Origin of the sequence: Spongiactinospora sp. 9N601, assembly GCF_044326295.1 — a bacterium.
In the GTDB taxonomy this organism is placed as follows: Bacteria; Actinomycetota; Actinomycetes; order Streptosporangiales; family Streptosporangiaceae; genus Spongiactinospora; species Spongiactinospora gelatinilytica.
In genome coordinates, this window is the sequence record NZ_JBIRBB010000001.1 from 442731 (window position 1) to 465354 (window position 22624).

Annotated in this window: 22 protein-coding genes; 13 read left to right on the forward strand and 9 right to left on the reverse strand. The window is 71.3% G+C overall.

The annotated features are described in order from the left end of the window. Positions 1-206: 206 nt before the first annotated feature. Together ACH34R_RS01910 and ACH34R_RS01915 are read right to left on the reverse strand one after the other, a co-directional pair. Positions 207-497 carry a hypothetical protein gene (locus tag ACH34R_RS01910; protein WP_397559531.1) on the reverse strand — a complete coding sequence of 97 codons (291 nt, stop codon included), beginning with the start codon at positions 495-497 and terminating at the stop codon, positions 207-209. Between the two features lie 239 nt (positions 498-736). Then, positions 737-1939: a helix-turn-helix domain-containing protein gene (locus ACH34R_RS01915; protein WP_397559532.1), complete on the reverse strand. Its 1203-nt coding sequence runs from the start codon at positions 1937-1939 to the stop codon at positions 737-739. A 970-nt stretch (positions 1940-2909) separates the two neighbouring features. Here ACH34R_RS01915 and nadA point away from each other — a divergent pair. Beyond that, the gene (nadA, locus tag ACH34R_RS01920; protein WP_397559533.1) at positions 2910-4070 is read left to right on the forward strand and encodes a quinolinate synthase NadA; all 1161 of its coding nucleotides are present in this window, start codon (positions 2910-2912) and stop codon (positions 4068-4070) included. 58 nt (positions 4071-4128) lie between these two features. Here the strand turns inward: nadA and ACH34R_RS01925 are convergent, their stop codons facing one another. The 5 genes from ACH34R_RS01925 to ACH34R_RS01945 form a co-directional block, all read right to left on the reverse strand. After that, positions 4129-4881: a maleylpyruvate isomerase family mycothiol-dependent enzyme gene (locus tag ACH34R_RS01925; protein ID WP_397559534.1), complete on the reverse strand. Its 753-nt coding sequence runs from the start codon at positions 4879-4881 to the stop codon at positions 4129-4131. Between the two features lie 77 nt (positions 4882-4958). Beyond that, positions 4959-5513 (reverse strand): hypothetical protein, encoded by a 555-nt coding sequence (locus ACH34R_RS01930; RefSeq protein ID WP_397559535.1) that lies wholly within the window; start codon positions 5511-5513, stop codon positions 4959-4961. Beyond that, positions 5513-6415, reverse strand: coding sequence for a zinc metalloprotease HtpX (gene htpX, locus ACH34R_RS01935; protein WP_397559536.1), 903 nt, complete (start codon positions 6413-6415; stop codon positions 5513-5515). Before htpX ends, ACH34R_RS01930 begins: the two co-directional genes overlap by 1 nt. Positions 6416-6521: 106 nt before the next feature. Continuing rightward, a complete protein-coding gene (locus ACH34R_RS01940; RefSeq protein WP_113980414.1) occupies positions 6522-6800 on the reverse strand; it encodes a hypothetical protein in 279 nt (92 codons plus the stop codon). Further along, positions 6797-7666, reverse strand: coding sequence for a PspA/IM30 family protein (locus ACH34R_RS01945; protein ID WP_397559537.1), 870 nt, complete (start codon positions 7664-7666; stop codon positions 6797-6799). Before ACH34R_RS01945 ends, ACH34R_RS01940 begins: the two co-directional genes overlap by 4 nt. 135 nt (positions 7667-7801) lie before the next feature. On the opposite strand from ACH34R_RS01945, the gene ACH34R_RS01950 reads away from it, so the two are divergent. Then, positions 7802-8440, forward strand: coding sequence for a DUF3043 domain-containing protein (locus ACH34R_RS01950; protein ID WP_397559538.1), 639 nt, complete (start codon positions 7802-7804; stop codon positions 8438-8440). 27 nt (positions 8441-8467) lie between these two features. Here ACH34R_RS01950 and ACH34R_RS01955 read toward each other — a convergent pair whose 3' ends face one another. Continuing rightward, on the reverse strand, positions 8468-9739 hold the full coding sequence (locus tag ACH34R_RS01955; protein ID WP_397559539.1) for an SMI1/KNR4 family protein: 1272 nt from the start codon (positions 9737-9739) through the stop codon (positions 8468-8470). Between the two features lie 57 nt (positions 9740-9796). On the opposite strand from ACH34R_RS01955, the gene ACH34R_RS01960 reads away from it, so the two are divergent. Then, positions 9797-10801: an aldo/keto reductase family protein gene (locus ACH34R_RS01960; RefSeq protein WP_397559540.1), complete on the forward strand. Its 1005-nt coding sequence runs from the start codon at positions 9797-9799 to the stop codon at positions 10799-10801. A gap of 70 nt (positions 10802-10871) precedes the next feature. On the opposite strand, the gene ACH34R_RS01965 is transcribed toward ACH34R_RS01960, so the two are convergent. Beyond that, the gene (locus ACH34R_RS01965) at positions 10872-11078 is read right to left on the reverse strand and encodes a hypothetical protein (protein WP_111165761.1); all 207 of its coding nucleotides are present in this window, start codon (positions 11076-11078) and stop codon (positions 10872-10874) included. A gap of 211 nt (positions 11079-11289) precedes the next feature. Between ACH34R_RS01965 and ACH34R_RS01970 the strand changes: the two genes are divergently transcribed. From ACH34R_RS01970 to lipA, 10 genes are all read left to right on the forward strand, one after another. Then, positions 11290-12315 (forward strand): bifunctional adenosylcobinamide kinase/adenosylcobinamide-phosphate guanylyltransferase, encoded by a 1026-nt coding sequence (locus ACH34R_RS01970; protein WP_397559541.1) that lies wholly within the window; start codon positions 11290-11292, stop codon positions 12313-12315. Positions 12316-12351: 36 nt separating this feature from the next. Beyond that, positions 12352-13278 (forward strand): adenosylcobinamide-GDP ribazoletransferase, encoded by a 927-nt coding sequence (locus ACH34R_RS01975; RefSeq protein ID WP_397559542.1) that lies wholly within the window; start codon positions 12352-12354, stop codon positions 13276-13278. 44 nt (positions 13279-13322) lie between these two features. After that, a complete protein-coding gene (locus tag ACH34R_RS01980; RefSeq protein ID WP_397559543.1) occupies positions 13323-14846 on the forward strand; it encodes a leucyl aminopeptidase in 1524 nt (507 codons plus the stop codon). A 119-nt stretch (positions 14847-14965) separates the two neighbouring features. Continuing rightward, positions 14966-16348, forward strand: a complete 1383-nt coding sequence (lpdA, locus tag ACH34R_RS01985) for a dihydrolipoyl dehydrogenase (RefSeq protein ID WP_397559544.1) — start codon at positions 14966-14968, stop codon at positions 16346-16348. A 44-nt stretch (positions 16349-16392) separates the two neighbouring features. Continuing rightward, entirely contained in the window at positions 16393-17853 is a 1461-nt protein-coding gene (gene sucB / locus ACH34R_RS01990; RefSeq protein WP_397559545.1) for a 2-oxoglutarate dehydrogenase, E2 component, dihydrolipoamide succinyltransferase, read from the forward strand. Between the two features lie 178 nt (positions 17854-18031). After that, entirely contained in the window at positions 18032-18925 is an 894-nt protein-coding gene (locus tag ACH34R_RS01995; protein WP_397559546.1) for a TIGR01777 family oxidoreductase, read from the forward strand. Between the two features lie 131 nt (positions 18926-19056). After that, positions 19057-19701 (forward strand): Type 1 glutamine amidotransferase-like domain-containing protein, encoded by a 645-nt coding sequence (locus ACH34R_RS02000; protein WP_397559547.1) that lies wholly within the window; start codon positions 19057-19059, stop codon positions 19699-19701. Between the two features lie 40 nt (positions 19702-19741). Beyond that, positions 19742-20443 carry a lipoyl(octanoyl) transferase LipB gene (lipB, locus tag ACH34R_RS02005; RefSeq protein WP_397559548.1) on the forward strand — a complete coding sequence of 234 codons (702 nt, stop codon included), beginning with the start codon at positions 19742-19744 and terminating at the stop codon, positions 20441-20443. A 57-nt stretch (positions 20444-20500) separates the two neighbouring features. Next, on the forward strand, positions 20501-21529 hold the full coding sequence (locus tag ACH34R_RS02010) for a M48 family metallopeptidase (protein WP_397559549.1): 1029 nt from the start codon (positions 20501-20503) through the stop codon (positions 21527-21529). Between the two features lie 73 nt (positions 21530-21602). Beyond that, positions 21603-22538, forward strand: coding sequence for a lipoyl synthase (lipA, locus tag ACH34R_RS02015; RefSeq protein ID WP_397559550.1), 936 nt, complete (start codon positions 21603-21605; stop codon positions 22536-22538). The last annotated feature ends 86 nt before the right edge of the window (positions 22539-22624 follow it).

A 22624-nucleotide genomic window follows, 5' to 3' on the forward strand; every position in this document is an offset into this window, starting at 1 on the left:
CGCGCGGGCACAGAGGCCAGCGCTTCCCTGTGTGGCGCAGCACGACTCTGAGGCGATCAGGCGGGCCCGCCGCGCATCGCGGATGGTGTGGATGGCGCAGGCGGTGAGGGCTGCAACCGGGCACCGTCCGCACCCGCGGGCCACCGACCGGCCCGCCGCGCGGCACGATGGCGCTCTGCACTCCCCCGCCACGCCGCCACCCCCGTTCACAAGGTCACCTCCCACGCATCCCCGACGACTGCAACGGTCACGCCGTCCACACGGTGCGCGGTGACCAAAGTGGTGCCATACCAATAGTTCGAGCAGGGCCCTTGCTCGGCGGGCACCAGTCGGGCGTACCGCACCCGGCCCCGCCCATGCCGGAAGCTTTCGAGGGCGTCGAACATCGCCTGGTCAGCAGTGACCTCATCCTTGGTCACGCCGCCCACACCGAATTCACCGGCGTCCACCTCCCACACGACAAACAGGTCGTCGTCTTGGGGGGTGAATCCGGGCATGCCCCTTTGGGGACAACAGCCGATTCAGCATCGCTCACAGGTCGCACCACCTTTGCGGCCAGGCAGCCCGCCGAGCGTTCCCAGCGTCTCGACAGGCTCCGCCATGTGTTCGCAGGCTAGGCCGCGTGTCACCCCCTTGCTACGGACATCCCGTCAGATTTGGCGAGCCAAATCACCGGCCCCTGCGACGGCCCGTCAGACACGGGGAGTGGTCGATCGATCACATATGACGTGGCGTCCTAATCAAGTCCGACAGCACGCGCCAGACGTCGCACGTTCGACGAGGGACGGGCCTTCGCATCGCGCATCTCACGTACCAGCGACCGCGCCGCCCCTTGGTGCCTGAACCACACCGGGGACAACCGCTCCGCCTCGGTCAGCCGGGCCTCGGCAGCGGACAGGCGCCGCGTATCCATCAACGCCTGGGCGACGTCGAGCAGGTGATGGCCGTAGGCGATAGGGCGAAGGTCAACCGGTTGTACCTTGTGCGCAGCCTCCAGGGCGCCCTTCGGCTCTCGCAGCAATGCCCAGGCGTGGACCTCGTTCACGGCGACCTTCGTCGGACCGTACGTGGTCTGGTAGGCCGCCACGGTACGCCCCAGACGCTTGGCGCCGGCGGCGGCGAGTTGGATGTAAGCGGTGACCCGGTCGCTGACGTTGTCGGCTTGCAGGGCCGCCGCGCCGATAGCGGTAATGAGAAGATTGCCCCACACCGCTACATGTCCGGAGGGTGCGCTGAATTGCGGCTCGATTTCTTTGGCGACCCGGACAGCGAGCGCCTCGGCTTCTGCGAGCCGGGCCTGATGTTCCAGAACCCAGGCGTAGGTGGCGTGACCGGACGCCCACAACCATTGATCGTCGCCTTGGGTCGCGGCGCGGATGGCTCGCTCGGCCGATACGAGCGCAAGTTCGGTTTTCCCGAGATGGACCATCAGGTTCGCAGTAAGCTGATATGCCTGGGCGAGATGCCCGGCTGCTACCGCGCCGAAGGATCGCTGTGAGAGGCGTGCTTCCGCGATGAGTCCGGGAAGAGCCGCAGTGAGCGGCCCGAAATCTCCGCGCCAGTACTGATCCCACGCCTTGGAGACTGCCGCGTCCAGTACCGGGGAGGGAGTCGGCTCGTCTTCGTCGGCGACGTCCAGGCCGTGCATGCCGGGAAGAAGGACGGGCGACAGGACGGCGTCCCGGATGGCCAGGACGCTGCCCCCATCGCGGTCGCTACCCAGGCGCTCGCGCCTTCCAGTCAGCTCGGATACTTCGACATCAAGGGCATTGGCCAGCTTCATTAATGAAGTGATGCGGCAGGACCGGCGGACACCTTGTTCAAGCTTGGATATCAGATCCTTGGACAGGCCGGCCCTTTCTGCGAGTATTTCTTGGCTAATGCCGAGTTCAGCGCGGATCATCTTGAGTTGCCTGCCTATCGTGCTAATCTCGCGCATGGGCCCCGCCCCTTCCTGAGCATCGACGACCTCAGGCTATGGTGAAGAGCCTTTAACGTGCTAGTACGGCGGTTACCATTCGCAGCATGACCGGCGAGGATGGGCGATAGCCCGTTGCGATCTTTCGCCGGAAAGCGGAGACGAAGAGAGCAGCCGCTCCTGATCATCGCATCGAACCTCGCGTGCAGACCGCCAAGTACACCCGCGTCCACATATCCGACCTGCCCAAACGCAACGGACAGGCGATCAACGCCCAGGCCGGGGACCATTGGCCGCGGAGGTAGGGGCAAGGGAGCCCAGAGACGCATGGACAGGTCTGCCAGATGTAGCGCTCGAAGATCCGCGCGGCCCGACCGCCTAGCGATCTTTCGCCTCGCGCACCAGAGGTAGCGGCGGCCTGCCGGTCAACGGCGCGCTCGTACCGAATGAGCGGCCGTCTCGGCCGGTGCCAGAACGAGCGAGCCACCGCAGCACGCGCGAAACACCGAGCACCAGACCGCAACCGAACACGTCGGGCGAAGCCCGGCACGAGGAAGATCGTCCGAGCGTCAGCGAGGCCCTTTGGGCGCGCGGAGCGCGCCGCCCCGTTGGAGGCAGGCCCCAACGGCCGAGACGGTGACGGCCGGGAGTCGGCCAACGGCGTGGTCGTACCGAAGCGGCGGTTCTCAAGTCGGTGCGGGAACGGCGAACAGCCACGACACATGCGAAACCCAGACACCAGACCACAACCGAACGCGGCGGACGGCGAGAGCGGGCCTGCCGTACGCCGGGCGAAGCCCGGCCCAAGAAAGATCGTCCGAGCGTCGGCGAGGCCCATTGGGCGCGCGGAGCGCGCTCAAAGGGCGGCGGGTCGGGGGTTGGTGGCAGGTGTCGTGGTGGTCCTGGACCCCATGTGCCGGAAGGGGTACCCCCGGGCGGAATCCGACAGATGGTGTGTAATCATTAGTCGTCAGTTCGACGATAAGGGGGGATGGTCGTGACGACCACCCAGACCGGACTTCCGCTCTTCGTCCTCGGCCAGGGCCGTGATCCGCACAGTGAGCGGGGTGTGGAGTGCCCGGGAGAGTTGCCGGCGGCGTCGGATCCAGGGTTGGTGGCGCGGGCGCGGGCGGCCAAGGAGGCGTTGGGCGACCGGCTGTTCGTACTCGGCCACCACTACCAGCGCGACGAGGTCATCCAGTTCGCCGACGTGACCGGGGACTCGTTCAAGCTGGCCAGTGAGGCCGCCGCCCGGCCGCACGCCGAGTACATCGTCTTCTGCGGCGTCCACTTCATGGCCGAGTCGGCCGACATCCTGACCGGCGATGACCAGCGGGTCGTGCTGCCCGACATGGCCGCCGGGTGTTCGATGGCCGACATGGCCACGTTCGACCAGGTGGAGGAGTGCTGGGAGGCGCTGGAGGACGCCGGGATCGCCGACCAGGTGGTGCCGATCACGTACATGAACTCCAGCGCCGACATCAAGGCGTTCTGCGGGCGCAACGGCGGCGCGGTGTGCACCTCCTCCAACGCCCGCAGGGCCCTGGAGTGGGCGTTCCAGCGGGGGCGCAAGGTGCTCTTCCTGCCCGACCAGCACCTCGGCCGCAACACCGCCGTGCTGGAGCTGGGCATGGGGCTCGACGACTGCGTCGTCTACAACCCGCACCGCCCCGAGGGCGGCCTGACCAGGCAGCAGCTCGGCGACGCCAAGATGATCCTGTGGCGGGGGCACTGCTCGGTGCACGGGCGCTTCACCCCCGAGTGCGTGGACGACGTACGGGAGCGCATCCCCGGCGTCAACGTGCTCGTCCATCCCGAGTGCCGGCACGAGGTGGTCCTCAAGGCCGACCATGTCGGCTCCACCGAGTACATCATCCGCAAGCTGCGCGAGGCGCCCGCGGGCAGCGCCTGGGCGATCGGTACCGAGCTGAACCTGGTCAAGCGGCTGGCCCAGGAGTTCCCCGACAAGCAGATCACGTTCCTGGACCGGACCGTCTGCTACTGCTCCACGATGAACCGCATCGACCTGCCGCACCTGGTGTGGGCGCTGGAGTCGCTGGCCGCCGGTCAGGTGGTCAACCAGATCACCGTCGACGCCGACACCGCCCACTGGGCGAAGGTCGCCCTGGACCGGATGCTGGCGCTGCCCTGACAGAGACGGCCCCGATGGAGAACGGCCCGGCCGTGCAGGCCGGGCCGCGCGGTGACGTTCAGACCGCCGAGTGGGACAGCCACCAGGCGAGCAGCCCGCTGTCGCCGTCGATCGAGTAGTCGTCGGCCCTGCGCCTGCCCCACACGAGGAGTTGCAGGTCGGAGGAGGTGGCGGCGCGCACGGTGACGTCGCCCGGCTCCGGTGAGCGGCGGTAGGAGAACCCGCCGGGTTCCAGGGTCACCACCCACCCCGCGCCGCTGTCGGCCTGCCAGGACAGCGTCTCGCCGTCCCCGGTCAGCTCGCGGGCGGGGGCCCCGCCGCGCGCGTACGGCAGCAGGTCGAACAGTTCCTCGACCCCGTCGGCGGCGATGTCCTCGTCGATCGCCGGGGCGATGCCGATCGCGATCTGGGCGTCGGCGTGGTGGACGACGGTCTCGTGCAACTGGCGGCGCGACCAGAACCGGACGTGCCGGTCGCCGCCCCAGGCCCACATCGGGGCGTCCGGTTCCTGGCCGGACAGGGCCTCCTGGAGGATCTCGGCGCCCCGGGCGAGCCAGGCGGGGTAGTCCGCCCGGTGTTCCGGCTCGCCGAAGTCCATCTCGCCGCGGTGGTACCGCTCCGGGCTCAGGTCGCGCACCATCGCGGCGGCCCAGCGGTGGATGACACCGGTGTGCGCGATCAGCGCGCCCAGGTCCCATCCGGGACAGGTCGGCGTGGGCGCCGACATGTCATGCCCGGTGACGGTCTTCGCCATCCGGTTGATCTCATCGCCCACCGCCCGCGTGTGGTCGGCGTGCGTCCACGTTCTCATGCGCGTCCCCCTAGGCTCGGCCGTACCGGCTCTCAGCCTGGCAGGCGACGCGCCGGACGTCACGACCCGATTTCGGGTCAAAGCCCGGGCGCGCCCCACACGGGGAACCATCTGCCGAGGTCGGGCTCGATCTTCAGCTCGCCCGAGAGGGCGGCCCGGACCTGTAGCTCCAGGGCGGTGTCGCGGTGTTCTCCGGTGAGCGGGGCGAAGGGGTAGAACGTGCCGCGCTTGTAGAGGTAGACGATGGCCAGCCGGCGCTGCCCGCCGGTGAAGGACACCAGCGAGCACAGCAGCGACGGCCCGAACCCGGCGCTCTCCAGGGTGGAGTTGACCGCGTGCAGTTCGGTGACCAGGGAGCCGAGGTCGGCGGATGGGCGGCGCAGCAGCAGCCAGGTGTAGCCGTAGGGGTCGACCGACTCCTCCACGCCGTCGCCGAGCAGTGCCTTGGCGTCGCGGGTGAGCGCGGCGAACGCGCCGCCCTCGGCCGCGCGGAAGGCCACGGACCCGGTGCCCGACGGGGTCAGGCCGGTGGCCGCCTCAAGGGTGACCGCGGCGGAGGGCAGCGCGAACAGCGCGGAAAGATCGGGCTTTTTGGGCTTGCTCCGGCCGAGCAGCGCGTCCAGCCACCCCATCACGCGCCCCGGCCGAGCTGTGCCGAGATCTCGGCGAGCTGCTGGAGCCGCCGCGCAAGGGGCGGGTGGGTGGACAACAGCGCTGCCAGGCTCGCGCCGGAGGACAGCGCGGGCGCGAAGAAGAAGGCGTTGAACGGCTCGGCCCTGCGCAGGTCGCGGGTCGGGATGCGGCCCATCTCGCCGCTCACCTTGGTCAGCGCGCCGGCCAGCGCCGAGGGCCGCTGGGTGAGCAGCGCGGCGGCGCGGTCGGCGGCGAGTTCGCGGTAGCGGGACAAGGCCCGGGTGAGCAGGAAGCTCAGCGCGTAGACCAGGCCGGACACCAGCAGGATGATCAGCCCGATCGGCGGGCCGCCGCGGTTGTCCCGGCCGCGGCCGAGGCCGCTGTAAAGGGCGAAGCGGGTCATCAGCCCCGCCACGATGCCGAGAAAGGAGGCGATCGTCATCACCACCACGTCGCGGTGCGCGACGTGGGACATCTCGTGCGCGAGCACGCCTTCCAGCTCGTCGGGTTCGAGGCGGCGGAGCAGGCCCGTGGTCACGCAGACCACGGATTTCTTCTGGCTGTGCCCGGTGGCGAACGCGTTGGGGACGTCCGAGTCGGCGATCGCCACCTTGGGCTTGGGCATGTCGGCCATGGCGCACAGGCGATCGATCGCCCCGTGCAGCTCGGGTGCCTGCCCCGGGGTGACCTCTCGCCCGTTCATCGCGAACAGAGCGATCTTGTCGGACAGGAAGTACTGGACGGCCAGCAGCACCAAGGCCAGCGCCAGCACCGTCAGGGCCCGCACTCCCAAGGCGATGAGGACCGCCACGAAGGCGACGTAGAGCAGGCCGATCAGGAACAGGGTGATGACCATGCGGCCGGTCAGGCCCCGGTCAGCGGCGAACCGGGTACGTGTCATGACACCACGCTATCCGCCCGTACCGGTGACCGATCCAAGGGCGCGCCCTGCCGTGACGTGCCCGATCACCGGAAGGGCGGGTGTCATCCGGCCGGGTCTCGCGCGTTCAGCCGGGGATGAGCCCCTCGTCGCCGAGCATCTCCCGGACCTCCTCCATGGAGGCGTCGGACGGCGGCAGGATCAGCTCGGAGGGCTCCAGGCTGTTGTCCGGCAGCGACTTGCCGACCTCGCGGACCTTGTCCAGCAGAGCGTGCAGGCGGACCCGGAAGACGGACTCGTCGCCCGTCTGGATCGCCGCCTCCAGCTCGCCGTCCAGATCGTTGAGGACGCCGATGTCGGCGGCGGCCACCTCGATCTGGCCCTCTCCCATGATGCGGACGATCATGCGCCCTCCCCCGGCCGGTGTGGCTGTGCCTGGTACGGCTGCGTCGGGGGGCGGTCCTGGTGCTGCTGGTAGTCCTGCGGCGGCGGCTGCTGCTGGTACTGGGGCTGCTGCTGGTACTGCTGGGCCTGGCCGGGCTGGCCCGGTCCGATCGCGTCACGCGGCGCGGGCCCCTGGCCCAGCTCCGCCTTCATCCGCTGCAGCTCCAGCTCGACGTCGCTGCCCCCGCCCATGCGGTCCAGCTCGGCCTGGATGTCGTCGCGCTGCCCGGTGAAGTCTTCGAGCGCGCCGCTGGCCAGCAGCTCGTCGATGGCCCCGGCCCGCGCCTGCATCTGCGCGGTCTTGTCCTCGGCGCGCTGGATCGCCAGGCCGACGTCGCCCATCTCCTCGGAGATGCCGGAGAACGCCTCGTTGATCCGGGTCTGTGCCTCGGCCGCGGTGTAGGTGGCCTTGATGGTCTCCTTCTTGGTGCGGAAGGCGTCGACCTTGGCCTGTAGCCGGTGGGAGGCCGTGGTCAGCTTCTCCTCTTCGGCCTGGAGGTTGTTGTGCTGCAAGCGCAGGTCGGCGACCTGGGTCTGCAGGCCGCTGCGGCGCGTCAGCGCCTCTCGGGCGAGGTCTTCGCGGCCGGCCGCCAACGCCTTGCGCCCCTGCTCCTCCAGGCGGGTGCCCTGCTGTTCGAGCTGATTGATCTGCAACTCGACCCGCTTGCGCGAGGTGGCCACGTCGGCGACTCCTCTGCGCACCTTCTGCAGCAGCTCAAGCTGCCGCTGGTAGGAGTAGTCAAGGGTCTCGCGCGGATCTTCCATCTTGTCCAGGGCCTTGTTGGCCTTGGACTTGAAGATCATGGAAAGTCTCTTCATCACGCTCATGCGCGTTGGCCGTCCCCTTCTTCACTTCCGCCTCGGGTCTCCCCGCTCGTACGCCCCCAATGGAGCCGCCTTGGGATTACCCTACGCATAACGCGCGGGGGCGTCATTAAGTTGCACTCCCGGTAGGCTGACACCGTGTTCCGACGCCGCACCCAGCAGGACGTGGACGAGTCCCCCGTCCTCGCCAACGATAACTCCATAACCGATCCTAAGCCCCAGGGCAAGGGCCGCCCTACGCGTAAGCGCAGTGACGCGGAGAAGGAGCGGCGCAGGCCGGTCACCGCGCCTGCCAACCGCAAGGAGGCCTACCGCCAGATGCGCGAGCGGCAGGCGGCCGAGCGCTCGCGTGCCCGTGAGGGCATGATGCGCGGCGAGGAGAAGTACCTCCCGGCCCGCGACCGTGGCCCGGTGCGCAGATTCGCCCGTGACTGGGTCGACTCGCGGCGCATCGTGAGCCAGTACTTCCTGCCGTTCTCGCTGGTGATCCTGCTGGCCACGATGATCCCCTTCCCGCCGCCCGTCCAGGGCTACGTCTATACGGTGGTCATCACCGTGGGCTGGCCGGTCATGATGGTCGGCGTGCTCTTCACCTCCATCTGGGTGTCGTGGAAGGTCAAGAAGGTCGCGGCGGAGAAGTTCCCCGACGAGAGCGTGCGGGGCGTCGGCTTCTACGCGGCGATGCGCGCGCTGCAGATCCGCAAGCTGCGCTTCCCGCCGCCGCTGTTCCTGCCCGGCGGCAGGCCGGTGCCGCCCAAGCAGCCAAAGGACAAGTAGGACAGGTACCACAGATACCCACCTGGCTCAGCCGCGCCGGGTGTCCCATTCCAGGCGGCCGTTCTTGACGACCGGGTACATCCCTTCGACGGGCCTGCCGCGCAGCAGGGCGTCCGCGGTGCGCTTGAGCATGGCGTGATAGCTGGGGACGGCCCCGTCGAAGCGCAGTCCCGTCTCGTGGTTCGCCTCGCCGACCTCCCCGCCCGAGGAGTCGGTGACCATCAGGTCACCGTTGCCGTAGTCGCCGAACGGCACCAGCCTGCCGTGCCACCAGCCCTCGCGCGGGCTCATCGCGCCGCCCTGGGCGGCCACCACACGGCAGTTGACCCGCCAGTTGTCGCGTATCTCCCGCACGCCCATCGCCGTGGCCCCGAGGTAGCCGAAGGCTCCCGCCCGGTTCACCGCGCCGTTGTGCCGCAGCAGGGAGGCCCGCAGGTCGTCGGGGAACCGCACGCCCATCTGCGCCTCGGCCTTGGCGATGATGCCGGCCTTGGCCGGGCGCTTCAGCGTCCGGTAGGTGTCCGGGGCGTTGGCCCGCAGCCAGGTCTCGATCCGCCGCCACTGGTGGCCCACGGCGCGCGTCACGGCGGGCCTGACCGGCCGTACGACGGGCGCGGCGTCCGGCGGGGCGCATCCGGCCGCGCGGGCGTGGCCGGTGGCCATCGGGTCGACCGGTGCGGGAGCGGGCGTCTCGACCCGCTTGGGCGACGCGACGACGCGGGGCCCGGCCACGAAGTCCTCCTGCCCGGAGCAGACGTAGGCCGTCGTGCCCCACTCCCCCTCGTTCCGGTCCTCCGGGAGCGGGCACCCGGAGTCCTCGACGCCCCACACGGGCAGCAGCCCTTCGCTGCCGGTGCCGGTGTGCTCCTGTTCCAGGGTCGCGGGGTCCTTGCGGAAGACCGCCTGCTCGAAGGCCATCGCCAGGAAGACCACAAGCCCGGTGGCGATGGCGACCGCGCCCCAGCGCACCAGCGGCCGGCGCGGCCCGGGAGCCGGCTCCGGCCCCGGCTCGCGACGCGGCTCACCGGCGGCCCGCTCCAGCGCGGTGATGAACTTCGGGATGCGGGCGGGCCGCCGATAGCGCTTGAGATCGTCTTCCGTGGGCTTGCCCAGGATCGGGTCCGGCGGCCACGACGTGACCATCGGCCCCGGCTCGTGATCGGGCACGGCCTCCCGTACGGCGGACGCCCGCAGCGCCCGCACCCCGGCCACCACCAGTACCACGCCCGCCACCAGCAGCCCCACGGCCAGGAGGCGGGGCCCCGCCGCGCCGCTGCGGCGCAATGAGCTCGTCGACATCACGGGGCACACTAGCCGAAGCGGATCTTTCTATTACCGCGGTTTAGGGTCAGATGTATGGAATTCCGGCATCTCGGCCGCAGCGGCCTGATGGTCAGCGAGATCAGCTATGGCAACTGGATCACCCATGGGTCCCAGGTGGAGGAGGAGGCCGCGCACGCGTGTGTGCGGGCGGCGCTCGACGAGGGCATCACGACCTTCGACACCGCCGACGCCTACGCCGGCACCAGGGCGGAGGAGGTGCTCGGCCGCGCCCTGAAAGGCGTGCGCCGGGAGTCGGTGGAGATCTTCACCAAGGTGTTCTGGCCGACCGGCGACGGCCAGAACGACCGCGGTCTGTCCCGCAAGCACCTCACCGAGGCGATCGACGGTTCGCTGCGCCGGCTGGGGACCGACTACGTCGATCTCTACCAGGCGCACCGGTACGACTATGAGACCCCGCTGGAGGAGACCCTAAAGACCTTTGACGACCTCGTGCGCCGGGGCAAGATCCTCTATGTCGGCGTCAGCGAGTGGACGGCCCCTCAGATCCAGCGGGCGCTGGAGATCGCCGACCAGATGGGCTTCGACCGGCTGGTGTCCAACCAGCCGCAGTACTCCATGCTGTGGCGCATCATCGAGGCCGACGTCGTGCCGTTGTGCAGCCGGGAGGGCGTCGGGCAGGTCGTCTGGTCGCCGATCGCGCAGGGGGTGCTGACCGGGAAGTACCTGCCGGGCCAGGCCCCGCCGAGCGGTTCGCGGGCGGCCGACCCGGTGAGCGCCGGGCCGATCGGGCGGTTCATGAACGACGACCTGCTCACCCGGGTGCAGGACCTGCGGCCGATCGCCGCCGATCTCGGGCTGAGCATGGCCCAGCTCGCCATCGCGTGGGTACTGCAGAACCCGGACGTCTCCTCGGCCATCATCGGCGCCACCCGCCCCGATCAGGTTCGGGAGAACGTGAAGGCGAGCGGTGTGAAACTGGGCGCCGACGTGCTGGAGCGGATCGACCAGGTGCTCGGGGAGCACGTCCAGCGCGACGGCTCTCTGGTGGAGCGGATGAGCCCCAAGACCCGTGACTGACGCTCTCCCGGCCCCGGTGCGAGGCCCCTTGGCGGCGCCGCGGAGCGCGGACCGCCAGGGGCCTCGCCGTTCACTCCGGCCGCAGTGACATCCCCGCGTACTCGACGCGGTCCTCCTCCAGCAGCGTGACCCGCTCCACGCCCAGCTCCAGCAGCTCGCCCCAGTTCTCGCCGAGCCATGACTCCGCGTCCGCCTGGCTCTGGAACAGCTCGCGGGGCAGAATCCGCTCGGTCACCTCGCCACCGGACGCGTTCTCGTAACGCCAGCGCCACACCATGCCATACGCTCCTTTTCGCGGGCCTTTACGCGGGTTCGGCGGGTGCGCCCTGAATCGCTCGGCGAACCCTGTACCGAGCCATCCCCGTCCCATCTCTCGTGACTCACCCCAGTCATTCCAGTAGTCCCGGCGGTACGGACGACATCATCCCGCCCCGAAGACACCTTGTCCCATCCTCTACCCCACGAGATCAGATGCGTAGTCTGACCGGATGAAGGTGGAGTTCAGGGGTACGGCGGGCGCGCTCGGCCACCCCACCGGCGGATGCCCGTGCGCGTCGTGCGGGCGGGCGGCGGCGAAGGGCACGCAGCGCCGTCCGCTGGAGATCGTCGTGGACGGCGTCCTGCGCCTCGGCTCGACCGCTCCCCCGCCCCCCGGATACGCCGTGCGGGAATCCGCGCTGGGCCTTGAGGTCACCGCCCCAGGCGGCGCGCGCCTGCTGCACCACACCGGGCGGCCGGGGGCGTCGGTGTCCGCGTTCGACGTCGTGGCGGTCGATCTGCTCGGCGAGCCGTCCCGGCTGGGGGTGCTGCGCCGGGTGGGCGCGGTGGACGCCCGCACGCACGTGGTCGCGGTGGGCATCGACCACCGGGTCGCCTCGGAGGCGGAACTGCGCCGCCGGCTGGCGCTGTGGGGGGCGCGGGCCGTGCCCGACGGGACGGTCGTGGCGGCCGGCGACGCCCCGCCCGCCACACCCCGGCCCGCGCGGCGGACGCTGCTGCTGGGCGGGTCGCGGTCGGGCAAGTCCGCCGAGGCGGAGCTGAGGCTGGCCGCCGAGCCGGCGGTCACCTACGTGGCGACCGGCGAGCCGGGCGGCGACGCCGAATGGCGGGCCAGGGTCGAGGCACACCGCCGCCGCCGTCCGGCGCACTGGGAGACCGTCGAGTCCACCGACCTGGCCGGGGTGCTGCGCGCGGCAGCGCCGGACGCGCCGCTGCTCATCGACGGGATCGGCACCTGGCTGGCCGCGGTGCTCGGCGAGTGCGGGGCCTGGGACGACGATCCGGGGGCCGAGGCCGCCGTGGCGGAACGCTGCGCGGAGCTGGTGGCGGCCTGGCGGCGTACCGGGGCCCGGGTGGTCGCGGTCTCCGACGAGGTGGGGCTGGGCGTGGTGCCGGCGACCCGCAGCGGGCGGGTGTTCCGCGACGCACTGGGCCGGCTCAACCAGGCCCTCGCCTGCGAGTCGGAGGAGTCTTTCCTGGTCGTCGCGGGCAGGCCGGTGCCGCTGCCGGTCTGACGCGGCGGGGGTCGCACAGGGATAGCATCGGCCGTCATGTCGGACGACAAGGGATCGACCTCTGGATTACTGACCGCGATCCGGTTCGCCCTCGGCACCTTCACGATCTTGCGTGTCGGCCATGTCGAGGTGGACCGGGCGGTGGCCCGTCGCGGCATGCTCGCCGCCCCGCTGGCCGGCGTGCTGCTCGGCGGCGCGGCGGCGGTGGTCTTCACGGTGGCGAGCCTGTTCACCGGCGAGACCCTGCTGGCGGCCGTGCTCGCCGTGGCCGCGCTCGCGCTGCTCACCCGGGCGCTGCACCTGGACGGCCTGGCCGACATGGCCGACGGCCTCGGCAGCGGCAAGCCCGCCGCCGGGGCGCTGGACGTCATGCGCCGCTCGGACATCGGCCCGTTCGGCGTGGTGACACTCTGCCTGGTGCTGCTGGTGCAGGTGATCGCGCTGGCCCGGAGCGAGATGGGCCCGCTCGCCCTGGTCACGGCGTGCGTCACCGGGCGGCTCGCGATCATGTGGGGCTGCCGGGCCGGGGTGCCCGCCGCCCGTCCGGACGGGCTCGGCGCGATGGTCGCCGGCACCGTGGGGCGGTGGGCGGCGCTCGGCGTCACCGCCCTGACCCTGATCGCGCTGGCCACTTTGGGCCTCCTCGCCGAGACGGACGGCTGGACATACGTAGTGAACGAGTCCTTCGACCGCAGCTACCCCGATGCCGCCTCGGGCGAGAGCACCGCCTTCCTCGAACCCGAGCCGACGCCCTTCATCGGGCCCTTCGACGGGCCGCTGCCCATCCCCATGACCGGCCCGCTCGCGCTCATCCTGCCCGGTGCCGCGCTCGCCGGGCTGCTGGCCGCCTGGCCGGTCGGACGGCGTGCGGCAGACCGGTTCGGGGGCGTGACGGGTGACGTGCTGGGCGGCCTGTGCGAGGTCGCGGCGACCGCCGCGCTGCTGGTGTTCGCAGTGTTCTGACCACGCAGGGTGAGGACACGAATTGGTGGGACGAACCCTCGTTTATGCCTAAGCTGTCCGCACAGATAGCATCGGCTCACGTGACCACTGTGCGGCTGAACACATCTGATTCCGTCTCGCTCGACACCGACGCGCTGGTCGTCGGAATCCATTCCGGAGCAGACGGGCCCCGCCCCGCGCCCGGAGCCGAAGGACTCGACGCGGCCCTGGGCGGCACGTTCGCCGCCACGCTGGCCGCACTGGGCGCCAAGGGCAAGCCGGGCGAGATCACCAAGGTCCCGACGCTGGGGGCGCTGCCCGCACCGGTCCTGGTGGTGGCGGGGCTCGGCGACGAGCCCGGCGAAGACGGCCTCGACCTCGAAGTCCTGCGCCGCGCGGCGGGCGCCGCCGTGCGCGCGCTGACCGGCACCTCCCGGGTCGCGCTCGCGCTGCCCGCCGGCACGGCCGAGCAGGCCCACGCGGTCGCCACCGGCGGCCTGCTGGGCGCCTACGCGTTCACGAGGTACCGCACCACCGGCGACGTGCCCGAGCCGGTCACCGAGGTGACCGTGCTCAGCGCGGCCGAGGGCGCCGCCGCCTCTGTCGAGCAGGCCGCGGTCGTGGCCGAGTCGGTGAGCCTGGTCCGCGATCTGGTCAACACCCCGCCCTCCGACCTGTGGCCGGCGCGGTTCGCCGAACTGGTCGAGCAGGCCGGGGCCGAGCACGGCCTGTCGGTCGAGGTCCTGGACGAGGCGGCGCTGCGCGAGGGCGGCTACGGCGGCATCGTCGCCGTCGGCCAGGGCTCGGCCCGGCCGCCCCGCCTGGTACGGCTGGCCTACACCCACCCCGAGGCCGCCAAGACCATCGCCTTCGTCGGCAAGGGCATCACCTTCGACTCCGGCGGCCTGTCGCTCAAGCCGTCCGCCTCGATGGACTGGATGAAGTCCGATATGGGCGGCGCCGGCGCCGTGTTCGGCTCCATCGTGGGCGTGGCCCGGCTGGGCCTGCCGGTCAACGTGATCGGCTACCTGTGCCTGGCGGAGAACATGCCGAGCGGCACCGCGCAGCGTCCCTCCGATGTGTTCACCAGCTACAGCGGCAAGACCGTCGAGGTCCTCGACACCGACGCCGAGGGCCGCCTGGTGCTGATCGACGGCATCGCCCGCGCCGCCCAGGACGACCCCGACCTGATCGTCGACGTCGCCACGCTGACCGGCGCGCAGATCGTCGCCCTCGGCTGGCGCACCGCCGGGGTCATGTCCAACGACGACGAGCTGCGCCAGGAGGTCGTGGACATCGCCGCGGCGCAGGGCGAGGCCGCGTGGGGCATGCCGCTGCCCGCCGAGCTGCGCAAGGGCCTCGACTCGGCGGTGGCCGACATCGCCAACCTGCAGCCCGAGCGGTGGGGCGCGATGCTCACCGCGGGGATCTTCCTGCGCGAGTTCGTGCCCGAGGGGGTTCGGTGGGCGCATCTCGACATCGCCGGCCCGGCCTTCAACAAGGGCGAGCCGCACGGGTACACGCCGAAGGGCGGTACGGGGGCCATCACCCGGACCCTCGTCGGCATCGCTGAGCGGTACGCGCGCTGACCCCCGGGCCCGCCCCGATCCTGGTCACGGACCGCGCGCACAAGTGAAAAGATGCCATTGCCGAGGGTGGGCCACCCGCCTGGCCTCGGCGAAAGACCAATCCGACAAGGAGCTATCCCGTGGCTGAAGGCAGCCCCAACGACTTCGACATCGTCGTCCTGGGCGGCGGCAGCGGAGGCTACGCCTGCGCCCTGCGGGCGGCCGAGCTGGGCAGTAAGGTCGCGCTGATCGAGAAGGACAAGATCGGCGGCACCTGCCTGCACCGGGGGTGCATCCCCACCAAGACGTTCCTGCACGCGGCCGAGGTGGCCGACGAGACCCGCGAAGCCGCCACGTTCGGGGTCAAGGCCCGGTTCGAGGGCATCGACATCGAGGGCGTGCACGGATTTCGCGACAAGATCGTCACCAGGGCGTGGAAGGGCGTTCAGGGGCTCCTGAAGAGCAAGGGGGTCACCATCGTCGAGGGCGAGGGCCGCCTCGCCGGGCCCGGTCAGGTGAGCGTCGGCGGGCAGACCTACCGGGCCGCCAACGTGGTGCTGGCCACCGGCTCCGAGCCGCGGTCGCTGCCCGGCCTGAAGATCGACGGTGAGCGGATCATCACCAGCGACCACGCGCTCACGCTGGGCCGGGTGCCCGCCTCGGTGATCGTGCTGGGCGGCGGCGTGATCGGCGTCGAGTTCGCCAGCCTGTGGCGCTCGTTCGGGGCCGAGGTCACCATCGTCGAGGCGCTGCCGCACCTGCTCCCGCTGGAGGAGGAGTCGAGCTCCAAGGCCCTGGAGCGCGCGTTCCGCCGCCGGGGCATCCGCTACGAGCTGGGCAGCCGGTTCGACAGCGTCAAGGTCACCGAGACCGGGGTGGTGGTCACCCTCGAGGGCGGCAAGACCCTCGACGCGGAGCTGCTGCTGGTCGCGGTCGGCCGCGGGCCGGTCACGGCGGGGCTCGGCTACGAGGAGGCCGGGGTGCGCGTCGAGCGCGGCACGGTCGTGGTGGACGAGTACTGCCGGACCGGTGTCCCCGGCGTCTACGCCGTCGGCGACCTGATCCCCACGCCGCAGCTCGCGCACGCGGGATTCGCCGAGGGCATCCTGGTCGCCGAGCACATCGCCGGCCTTGGCCCGATCCCGATCGACTACGACGGCGTGCCCAGGATCACCTACTCCGACCCCGAGGTCGCCTCGGTCGGCATCACCACGGCCAAGGCGCGCGAGCGGGGTCTCGAAACCGTCGAGATGACCTACGACCTGGCGGGCAACCCCAAGAGCCAGATCCTGCAGACGCAGGGCTCGGTCAAGATCATCGCGCAGCAGGACGGCCCGGTGCTCGGAGTGCACATGGTCGGCCGCCGCGTCGGTGAGCTGGTGACCGAGGGACAGCTCATCTACAACTGGGAGGCCCTGCCCGCCGAAGTGGCGCAGCTCATCCACGCCCACCCCACGCAGTCCGAGGCCGTGGGCGAGGCGATGCTGGCGCTGGCCGGCAAGCCGCTCCACGTGCACAACTGACCACAAGCCCGCGAAACCCAGGAAACGCGAGAGAAGAATCACACATGCCGGTCTCCGTAACGATGCCCCAGCTCGGCGAGAGCGTCACCGAAGGCACTGTCACCCGTTGGCTGAAGAAGGAAGGCGAGCGCGTCGAAGCCGACGAGCCGCTCCTTGAGGTCTCCACCGACAAGGTGGACACCGAGATCCCCTCGCCCTCCGGCGGCGTGCTCACCAGGATCGTCGTCGCAGAGGACGAGACGGTCGAGGTCGGCGCCGAGCTGGCGGTGATCGACGAGTCGGGCTCGGGCGCCGGGGCGGCCGCCCCCGCCGAGCAGCCCGCGCCCGAACCGCAGGCCCAGCCGGCGCCCGCCGCGCCTCCCGCACCGGAGCCGCAGCCCGCGCCGCCGTCCTCGATCCCGCAGCCGGCCCCGGCCGCCCAGCAGGCGCCTCCCGCGCCGCAGCCGCAGGCGCCCGCTCCGGCGGCTCCGGCTCCGGCCGAGCAGGCTCCGCCGCCGCCCACCCCGCTGCCCTCCACCGGCGAGGCCCCGTACGTCACGCCGCTGGTGCGCAAGCTCGCCAGCGAGCACGGGGTCGACCTGGACACCCTGAACGGCACGGGCGTCGGCGGGCGCATCCGCAAGCAGGACGTCCTTGAGGCCGCCCGCGCCCAGCGCGAGCAGGCCGCGACCGCCCAGCAGGCCCCGGCGCAGCCCGCGGCTCCGGCCGCGCCCGCGGCCCAGGCTCCGGCCGCCGCTCCCGCGGCGGCCCCCGAGCCGGTGCAGGTCGACACCGCGCTGCGCGGCCGTACCGAGAAGATGTCCCGGCTGCGGCAGACCATCGCCAAGCGCACGGTGGAGTCGCTGCAGACCTCCGCGCAGCTCACGACGGTCGTCGAGGTCGACGTGACGAAGATCGCCCGGCTGCGCGAGCGGGCGAAGGAGGAGTTCCTGCGGCGTGAGGGCGTCAAGCTGTCGTTCCTGCCGTTCTTCGCGCTGGCCACGGTGGAGGCGCTCAAGCAGCACCCGAAGCTGAACGCGGTGATCAACAGCGACACCAACGAGGTGACCTACCACGACGTCGAGCACCTCGGCATCGCGGTGGACGCCGAGAAGGGGCTCGCCGCGGTGACCGTGCGCAACGCGGGCGACCTCAACATGCCCGGCCTCGCGCGTAAGATCGCCGACCTGGCCGACCGGTTCCGCGCCAACAAGGTGAGCCCGGACGAGCTGGCCGGCGCGACGTTCACGCTCACCAACACCGGCAGCAGGGGCGCGCTGTTCGACACGCCGATCCTGTTCCAGCCGCAGGTCGGCATGCTGGGCACCGGCGCGGTGGTCAAGCGGGCCGCCGTGGTGGACGACCCCGACCTCGGCGAGGTCATCGCGGTCCGTTCGATGGTCTACCTGGCCCTCACCTACGACCACCGGCTGATCGACGGCGCCGACGCCGCGCGCTTCCTCACCACGATCAAGCGCCGCCTGGAAGAGGGCCGTTTCGAAAACCAGCTCGGCCTTCCCTCCTGACCGTTCCCCTCCGGGGGTACGATCGCGGGCCTGTGGCCGGGTCCGTCCGCTTCGGCGGGCGGGCCCGGCCTTTCGCTTGCGCGCGAAAACTCGTGGCCGAATCCGGGGGGCTTTGTCAGGGGGCCCTATCGGTGCCGATGTCCTCGCCGGACCGGTGGCAGGGGCGTAGGTTGGCACTGTGACGATCATCTTGACGGGTGCGTCAGGACTACTGGGCAGCGCGCTGAGCGCGGCGCTGCGCCAGGACGGGCACCGGGTGGTGTGTTTGGTACGGCGGGCCGCGCGAGGCCCCGACGAGTCGTTCTGGAACCCCCGGGAGGGTCTGATCGACCCCGGCGTGCTGGAGGGCGCGCAGGCGGTGGTCCATCTGGCCGGGGCCGGGATCGGTGACCGGCGCTGGACGCCCGCCTACCGGCGGGAGATCGTCCGCAGCCGGATCGACGGCACCCGCACGCTGGTCACCGCGCTCAGCGGGCTCGCCGGCAAACCCGAGGCGCTGCTGTCGGGCTCGGGCATCCACTACTACGGCGACACCGGCGACCGCGTCGTGGACGAGTCCGCCCCCGCGGGCGAGGGGTTCCTGCCGGCCCTCGTGACGCGCTGGGAGGCCGAGGCCCTGCGGGCGGAGGAGGCGGGCATCCGGGTGGTGCCGCTGCGCACCTCGATGGCGCTCAGTGCCACGGGCGGGGCGCTGGCCAGGATGCTGCCGGTCTTCCGGCTGGGCCTGGGCGCGCCGCTGGGCTCCGGCAGGCAGTTCTGGTCCTGGGTAACCAGGGAAGACTGGGTGGACGCTGTCCGATACATCCTACACAAACCCGAAATAACTGGGCCGGTCAATGTGACTTCCCCTGCCCCGGTTAACAATGTAGATTTCACTCGAACCTTGGCCAAGGCGTTGCGCCGACCGGCGATGCCGCTCGGCCCTCCGTCGTTCGCGCTTCGCCTGGCACTGGGGGGCTTCGCCGATGAGGGGGTCCTTACCGGCCCCCGGGCGCTCCCCGGAAAGCTGACCGAAAGCGGATATATATTCCGCCACAAGAGTCTCGACCAAGCGTTTTCCGCCATATTTTAAGATATCCATTCATTTGTCCCCCCATTCTGGAGAGCCGTATGAGCAGGGCCGGTCAGTCCCATATCCTCGCCATTGGTGGTGGATCGTTCCGGCAGGTGCGGTGCTACGCGTTCTGGGAGCCGAGCCCCCTGATGAGATACGCCCTCGACCTCACCGGGCAGGACCGGCCCAAGCTCGGCCTGGTGGCCACCGCGGTCGGCGACGACACCGACGTCCTGGCCAAGATGTACGGTGCGTTCCAGCGATTCGACGCCGAGGTCAGTCATCTCACCGTGTTCCCGATGCCCAACGTCGAAGACCCGCGCGCCTGGATCCTCGAACAGGACGTCATCTACGTCACCGGCGGCAGCGTCGCCAATCTGGCCGCCCTGTGGCGCACGCACGGGCTGGACGAGGCGTTCGCCGAGGCGTGGCGGGCCGGCGTCGTGCTGTCCGGCCAGAGCGCGGGCGCGCTGTGCTGGCACGTCGGCGGCAACACCGACTCCTTCGGCCCGGAGCTGCGCCCGTGGGCCGAAGGGCTCGCCCTGCTCCCCTACTCCTGCGGCGTCCACTACAACTCCGAGCCGCAGCGGCGTCCGGTGCTGCACGAGTCGATCGCCGGCGGCGCGCTACCCGAGGGCTACGCGGCCGACGAGGGGGTCGCGCTGCACTACGTCGGCACCGAGTTCGTGCAGGCGGTGACGGTCGATCCGGCCGGATACGCCTACCACGTCCAGCCCGACGGCACGGGCGGGGTGAAGGAGTTGCGGATCGAGCCGCGGCTGCTGACGTCCTGAGTACTACGCTTGTGGCGTGAGGGAACGACACAATCGGCACATGCGCCCCACGGCGCACAGCGGCGGCGGACCTGCGGTGGCGATCGTGCGGCTGGGGGTCGACGTTCCCTACGAGCAGGCATGGGAGTTGCAGCGGCGGATCCACGCCGGCCGGGCGGGCGGCGCGGCTCCGGACACCTGCCTGATGCTGGAGCACGCACCGGTCTACACGGCCGGCCGCCGCACCGTCGCGCACGAACGGCCCGCCGACGGCACGCCTGTCATCGACGTCGATCGGGGCGGCCGGATGACCTGGCACGGGCCCGGCCAGTTGGTCGGCTACCCGATCATCGCGCTGCCCCCGTCGCTCGGCGTGGAGGGCTACATCCGGCTGCTCGAAGACATGCTGATCCAGGTCTGCGCCGACTTCGGGGTGCGCGCCGGGCGCGTCGCGGGACGCAGCGGCGTCTGGACGGGCGGGTCCGGCGACGGAGATCCGGTCAGGGGGCTGGGCGCGATCGGCATCCGGGTGACCGGAGGCGTCACCATGCACGGGTTCGCGCTCAACTGCGCCACCGACGCGAGCTGGTTCGACCGGATCGTGCCGTGCGGCATCGCCGGGGCCCAGGTGTCCTCGCTGTCGGCCGAGACCGGGCGCAGGATCGTGGTGGACGAGGTCATGCCGTACGCCGAGAAGCGGCTGGCCGAAGCGCTCGGCATGAAGCCCTACGACCTGCCCGAGGAAGACGTGCTGCGCCCCTGAGACTTCGCCGTGCGGATCCGGTGGCGGATGTCGGTGGCGGATGTCACCATTGCGGCCATGTCGATCACCGGTTCGTTAGCCGAGGGCTCGTTCGCCGCGAGGGCGGGCACGTGGGCCCGGCGCGCCGTGGCCTACGCCATCTCGCTGGTCGTCCACCTGGGCACGCTGGCGTTCTTCGCCCTGGGCGTCCAGACGATCGCCCGCGCCCCGCAGTACACCTTCGCCTGGCTGTTCGGCGGCCTGTTCGCGGCCATCGGCGTACTCCTGCGCCCACGGATGCCGAAGCTCGCCCGCGACGCCGAACCGCTCACCCGCGAGGCCGCGCCCGCACTCCACGCGATGGCCGACCGGGTGGCCGACCGGGCCGGAGTGCCGCGCCCGGCGCTCATCGCGGTGCGCGACCTCGCCGCGGGCACCACCTACGAGCGGACGGGGCTGCGCCGCTGCCCGGTGCTCACCATCGGCCTGCCGCTGTGGCTGGCCACCTCCCCCGCCCAGCGCGTCGCGCTGCTGGCCGCCGCCTGCACCCGGCCCGACACGGCCGATGACCTGGTCGTCGGCGGCGCACTGGCCACGCTCGGCCACTGGCGGCACGCGCTGCTGTCCAGCGAGCCGCTCAGCGCCCGCCAGCGGGCGCAGGAGCAGATGCAGTTCACCCTCGGCGCGTACGGCGCCCCGGACACCTCCTACGAGGCCGCGGGGACGTTCGGGCGCGCGGTCGGCAGGGTGCTCGGCGCCCCCGTCCTGCTGCTGGACCTCGCACTCAGGCGGCTGGTCCGCCGTGACACCGCCCTGGCGGCCGAGCGGGCCGCGCGGCGCGCCGCCGAGATCGCCTCGCCCGGCGCGCTCGCCGAGGTGGAGGCCGCCCTGGCCGCCCCCGGCGGCCTCGTCGCGCCGCTCCAGGCCGCCGCCCTGCGCGGCGAGAACGCCGCCGCCATCCGGCAGGCGGCCCTGGCCCGCGCCGTCGAGACGCCTTCCGAGGGGCCCGTGCGGAGCCTGCTGAGCGACGGCGAATCGGCCGCCGTCGATGAGGAGCTGCTCGCCCACTACACGCGCGCGCTGCGCGGCTTCTCCCTGATCACATGAGGCGGCGCCGCCGCCGGGCGCGGGGACGGTACCCCGTGGAGCGCGCCGCCGGCCGGGACTTAAGCTGGATGACGTGACCGTTGCTCCTGAAGGCCGTAAGCTCCTCCGCCTGGAGGTGCGAAACAGCCAGACCCCGATAGAGCGCAAGCCCCCCTGGATCAAGACCCGGTTGAAGACGGGCCCCGAATACAGCGAGCTGAAGTCGCTGGTACGGCGCGAGGGCCTGCACACGGTCTGTGAAGAGGCGGGCTGCCCCAACATCTACGAATGCTGGGAAGACCGCGAGGCGACCTTCCTGATCGGCGGCGACCAGTGCACCCGCCGCTGCGACTTCTGCCTGATCGACACCGGCAAGCCGGTCGGCTACGACCGTGACGAGCCGCGCAGGGTCGCCGACTCGGTCAAGCGGATGGGCCTGCGCTACGCCACGGTGACCGGCGTGGCCCGCGACGACCTGCCCGACGGCGCCTCCTGGCTGTACGCCGAGACCGCCAGGCAGATCCACGAGGCCGTGCCGGGCTGCGGCGTCGAGCTGCTCGTCCCCGACTTCAACGGCGACCGCGGCCTGTTGGAAGAGGTCTTCGGCAGCCGTCCCGAGGTCTTCGCGCACAACATCGAGACCGTGCCGCGGATCTTCCGGCGCATCCGTCCGGGGTTCCGCTACGAGCGCTCGCTGGAGGTGATCAGGATGGCCCGCGAGGCCGGGCTGGTCACCAAGTCCAACCTCATCCTGGGCATGGGCGAGACCCGCGAAGAGATCATCGAGGCCATGCGCGACCTGCACGAGGCCGGGTGCGACCTGCTGACCATCACCCAGTACCTCCGGCCGACCCCCCGCCACCACCCGGTGGACCGCTGGGTCAAGCCGGAGGAGTTCGTGGAGCTGTCCGGCGAGGCCGAGGGGATCGGGTTCGCGGGCGTGCTCTCCGGGCCGCTGGTGCGCTCCTCCTACCGCGCGGGCAGGCTCTACCAGCAGGCCGTCCAGGCGCGTCAGTCCACCGCGGGCTGACCGCCTCGCCGCTTGTCGGCCCCCGCCGCCGCGCGGGGGCCGGGGGTCTCGTTTTCATCTCACCAGCCCCCCGTTTGTATGCTGCA

Excerpts from the sequence above, each read along its gene's own strand:
- ACH34R_RS01910 (WP_397559531.1), bottom strand. The coding sequence starts at position 497 with ATGCCCGGATTCACCCCCCAAGACGACGACCTGTTTGTCGTGTGGGAG.
- ACH34R_RS01915 (WP_397559532.1), bottom strand. The coding sequence starts at position 1,939 with ATGCGCGAGATTAGCACGATAGGCAGGCAACTCAAGATGATCCGCGCT.
- nadA (WP_397559533.1), top strand. The coding sequence starts at position 2,910 with ATGGTCGTGACGACCACCCAGACCGGACTTCCGCTCTTCGTCCTCGGC.
- ACH34R_RS01925 (WP_397559534.1), bottom strand. The coding sequence starts at position 4,881 with ATGAGAACGTGGACGCACGCCGACCACACGCGGGCGGTGGGCGATGAG.
- ACH34R_RS01930 (WP_397559535.1), bottom strand. The coding sequence starts at position 5,513 with ATGGGGTGGCTGGACGCGCTGCTCGGCCGGAGCAAGCCCAAAAAGCCC.
- htpX (WP_397559536.1), bottom strand. The coding sequence starts at position 6,415 with ATGACACGTACCCGGTTCGCCGCTGACCGGGGCCTGACCGGCCGCATG.
- ACH34R_RS01940 (WP_113980414.1), bottom strand. The coding sequence starts at position 6,800 with ATGATCGTCCGCATCATGGGAGAGGGCCAGATCGAGGTGGCCGCCGCC.
- ACH34R_RS01945 (WP_397559537.1), bottom strand. The coding sequence starts at position 7,666 with ATGAGCGTGATGAAGAGACTTTCCATGATCTTCAAGTCCAAGGCCAAC.
- ACH34R_RS01955 (WP_397559539.1), bottom strand. The coding sequence starts at position 9,739 with ATGTCGACGAGCTCATTGCGCCGCAGCGGCGCGGCGGGGCCCCGCCTC.
- ACH34R_RS01960 (WP_397559540.1), top strand. The coding sequence starts at position 9,797 with ATGGAATTCCGGCATCTCGGCCGCAGCGGCCTGATGGTCAGCGAGATC.
- ACH34R_RS01965 (WP_111165761.1), bottom strand. The coding sequence starts at position 11,078 with ATGGTGTGGCGCTGGCGTTACGAGAACGCGTCCGGTGGCGAGGTGACC.
- ACH34R_RS01970 (WP_397559541.1), top strand. The coding sequence starts at position 11,290 with ATGAAGGTGGAGTTCAGGGGTACGGCGGGCGCGCTCGGCCACCCCACC.
- ACH34R_RS01975 (WP_397559542.1), top strand. The coding sequence starts at position 12,352 with ATGTCGGACGACAAGGGATCGACCTCTGGATTACTGACCGCGATCCGG.
- ACH34R_RS01980 (WP_397559543.1), top strand. The coding sequence starts at position 13,323 with ATGCCTAAGCTGTCCGCACAGATAGCATCGGCTCACGTGACCACTGTG.
- sucB (WP_397559545.1), top strand. The coding sequence starts at position 16,393 with ATGCCGGTCTCCGTAACGATGCCCCAGCTCGGCGAGAGCGTCACCGAA.
- ACH34R_RS02000 (WP_397559547.1), top strand. The coding sequence starts at position 19,057 with ATGAGATACGCCCTCGACCTCACCGGGCAGGACCGGCCCAAGCTCGGC.
- lipB (WP_397559548.1), top strand. The coding sequence starts at position 19,742 with ATGCGCCCCACGGCGCACAGCGGCGGCGGACCTGCGGTGGCGATCGTG.
- ACH34R_RS02010 (WP_397559549.1), top strand. The coding sequence starts at position 20,501 with ATGTCGATCACCGGTTCGTTAGCCGAGGGCTCGTTCGCCGCGAGGGCG.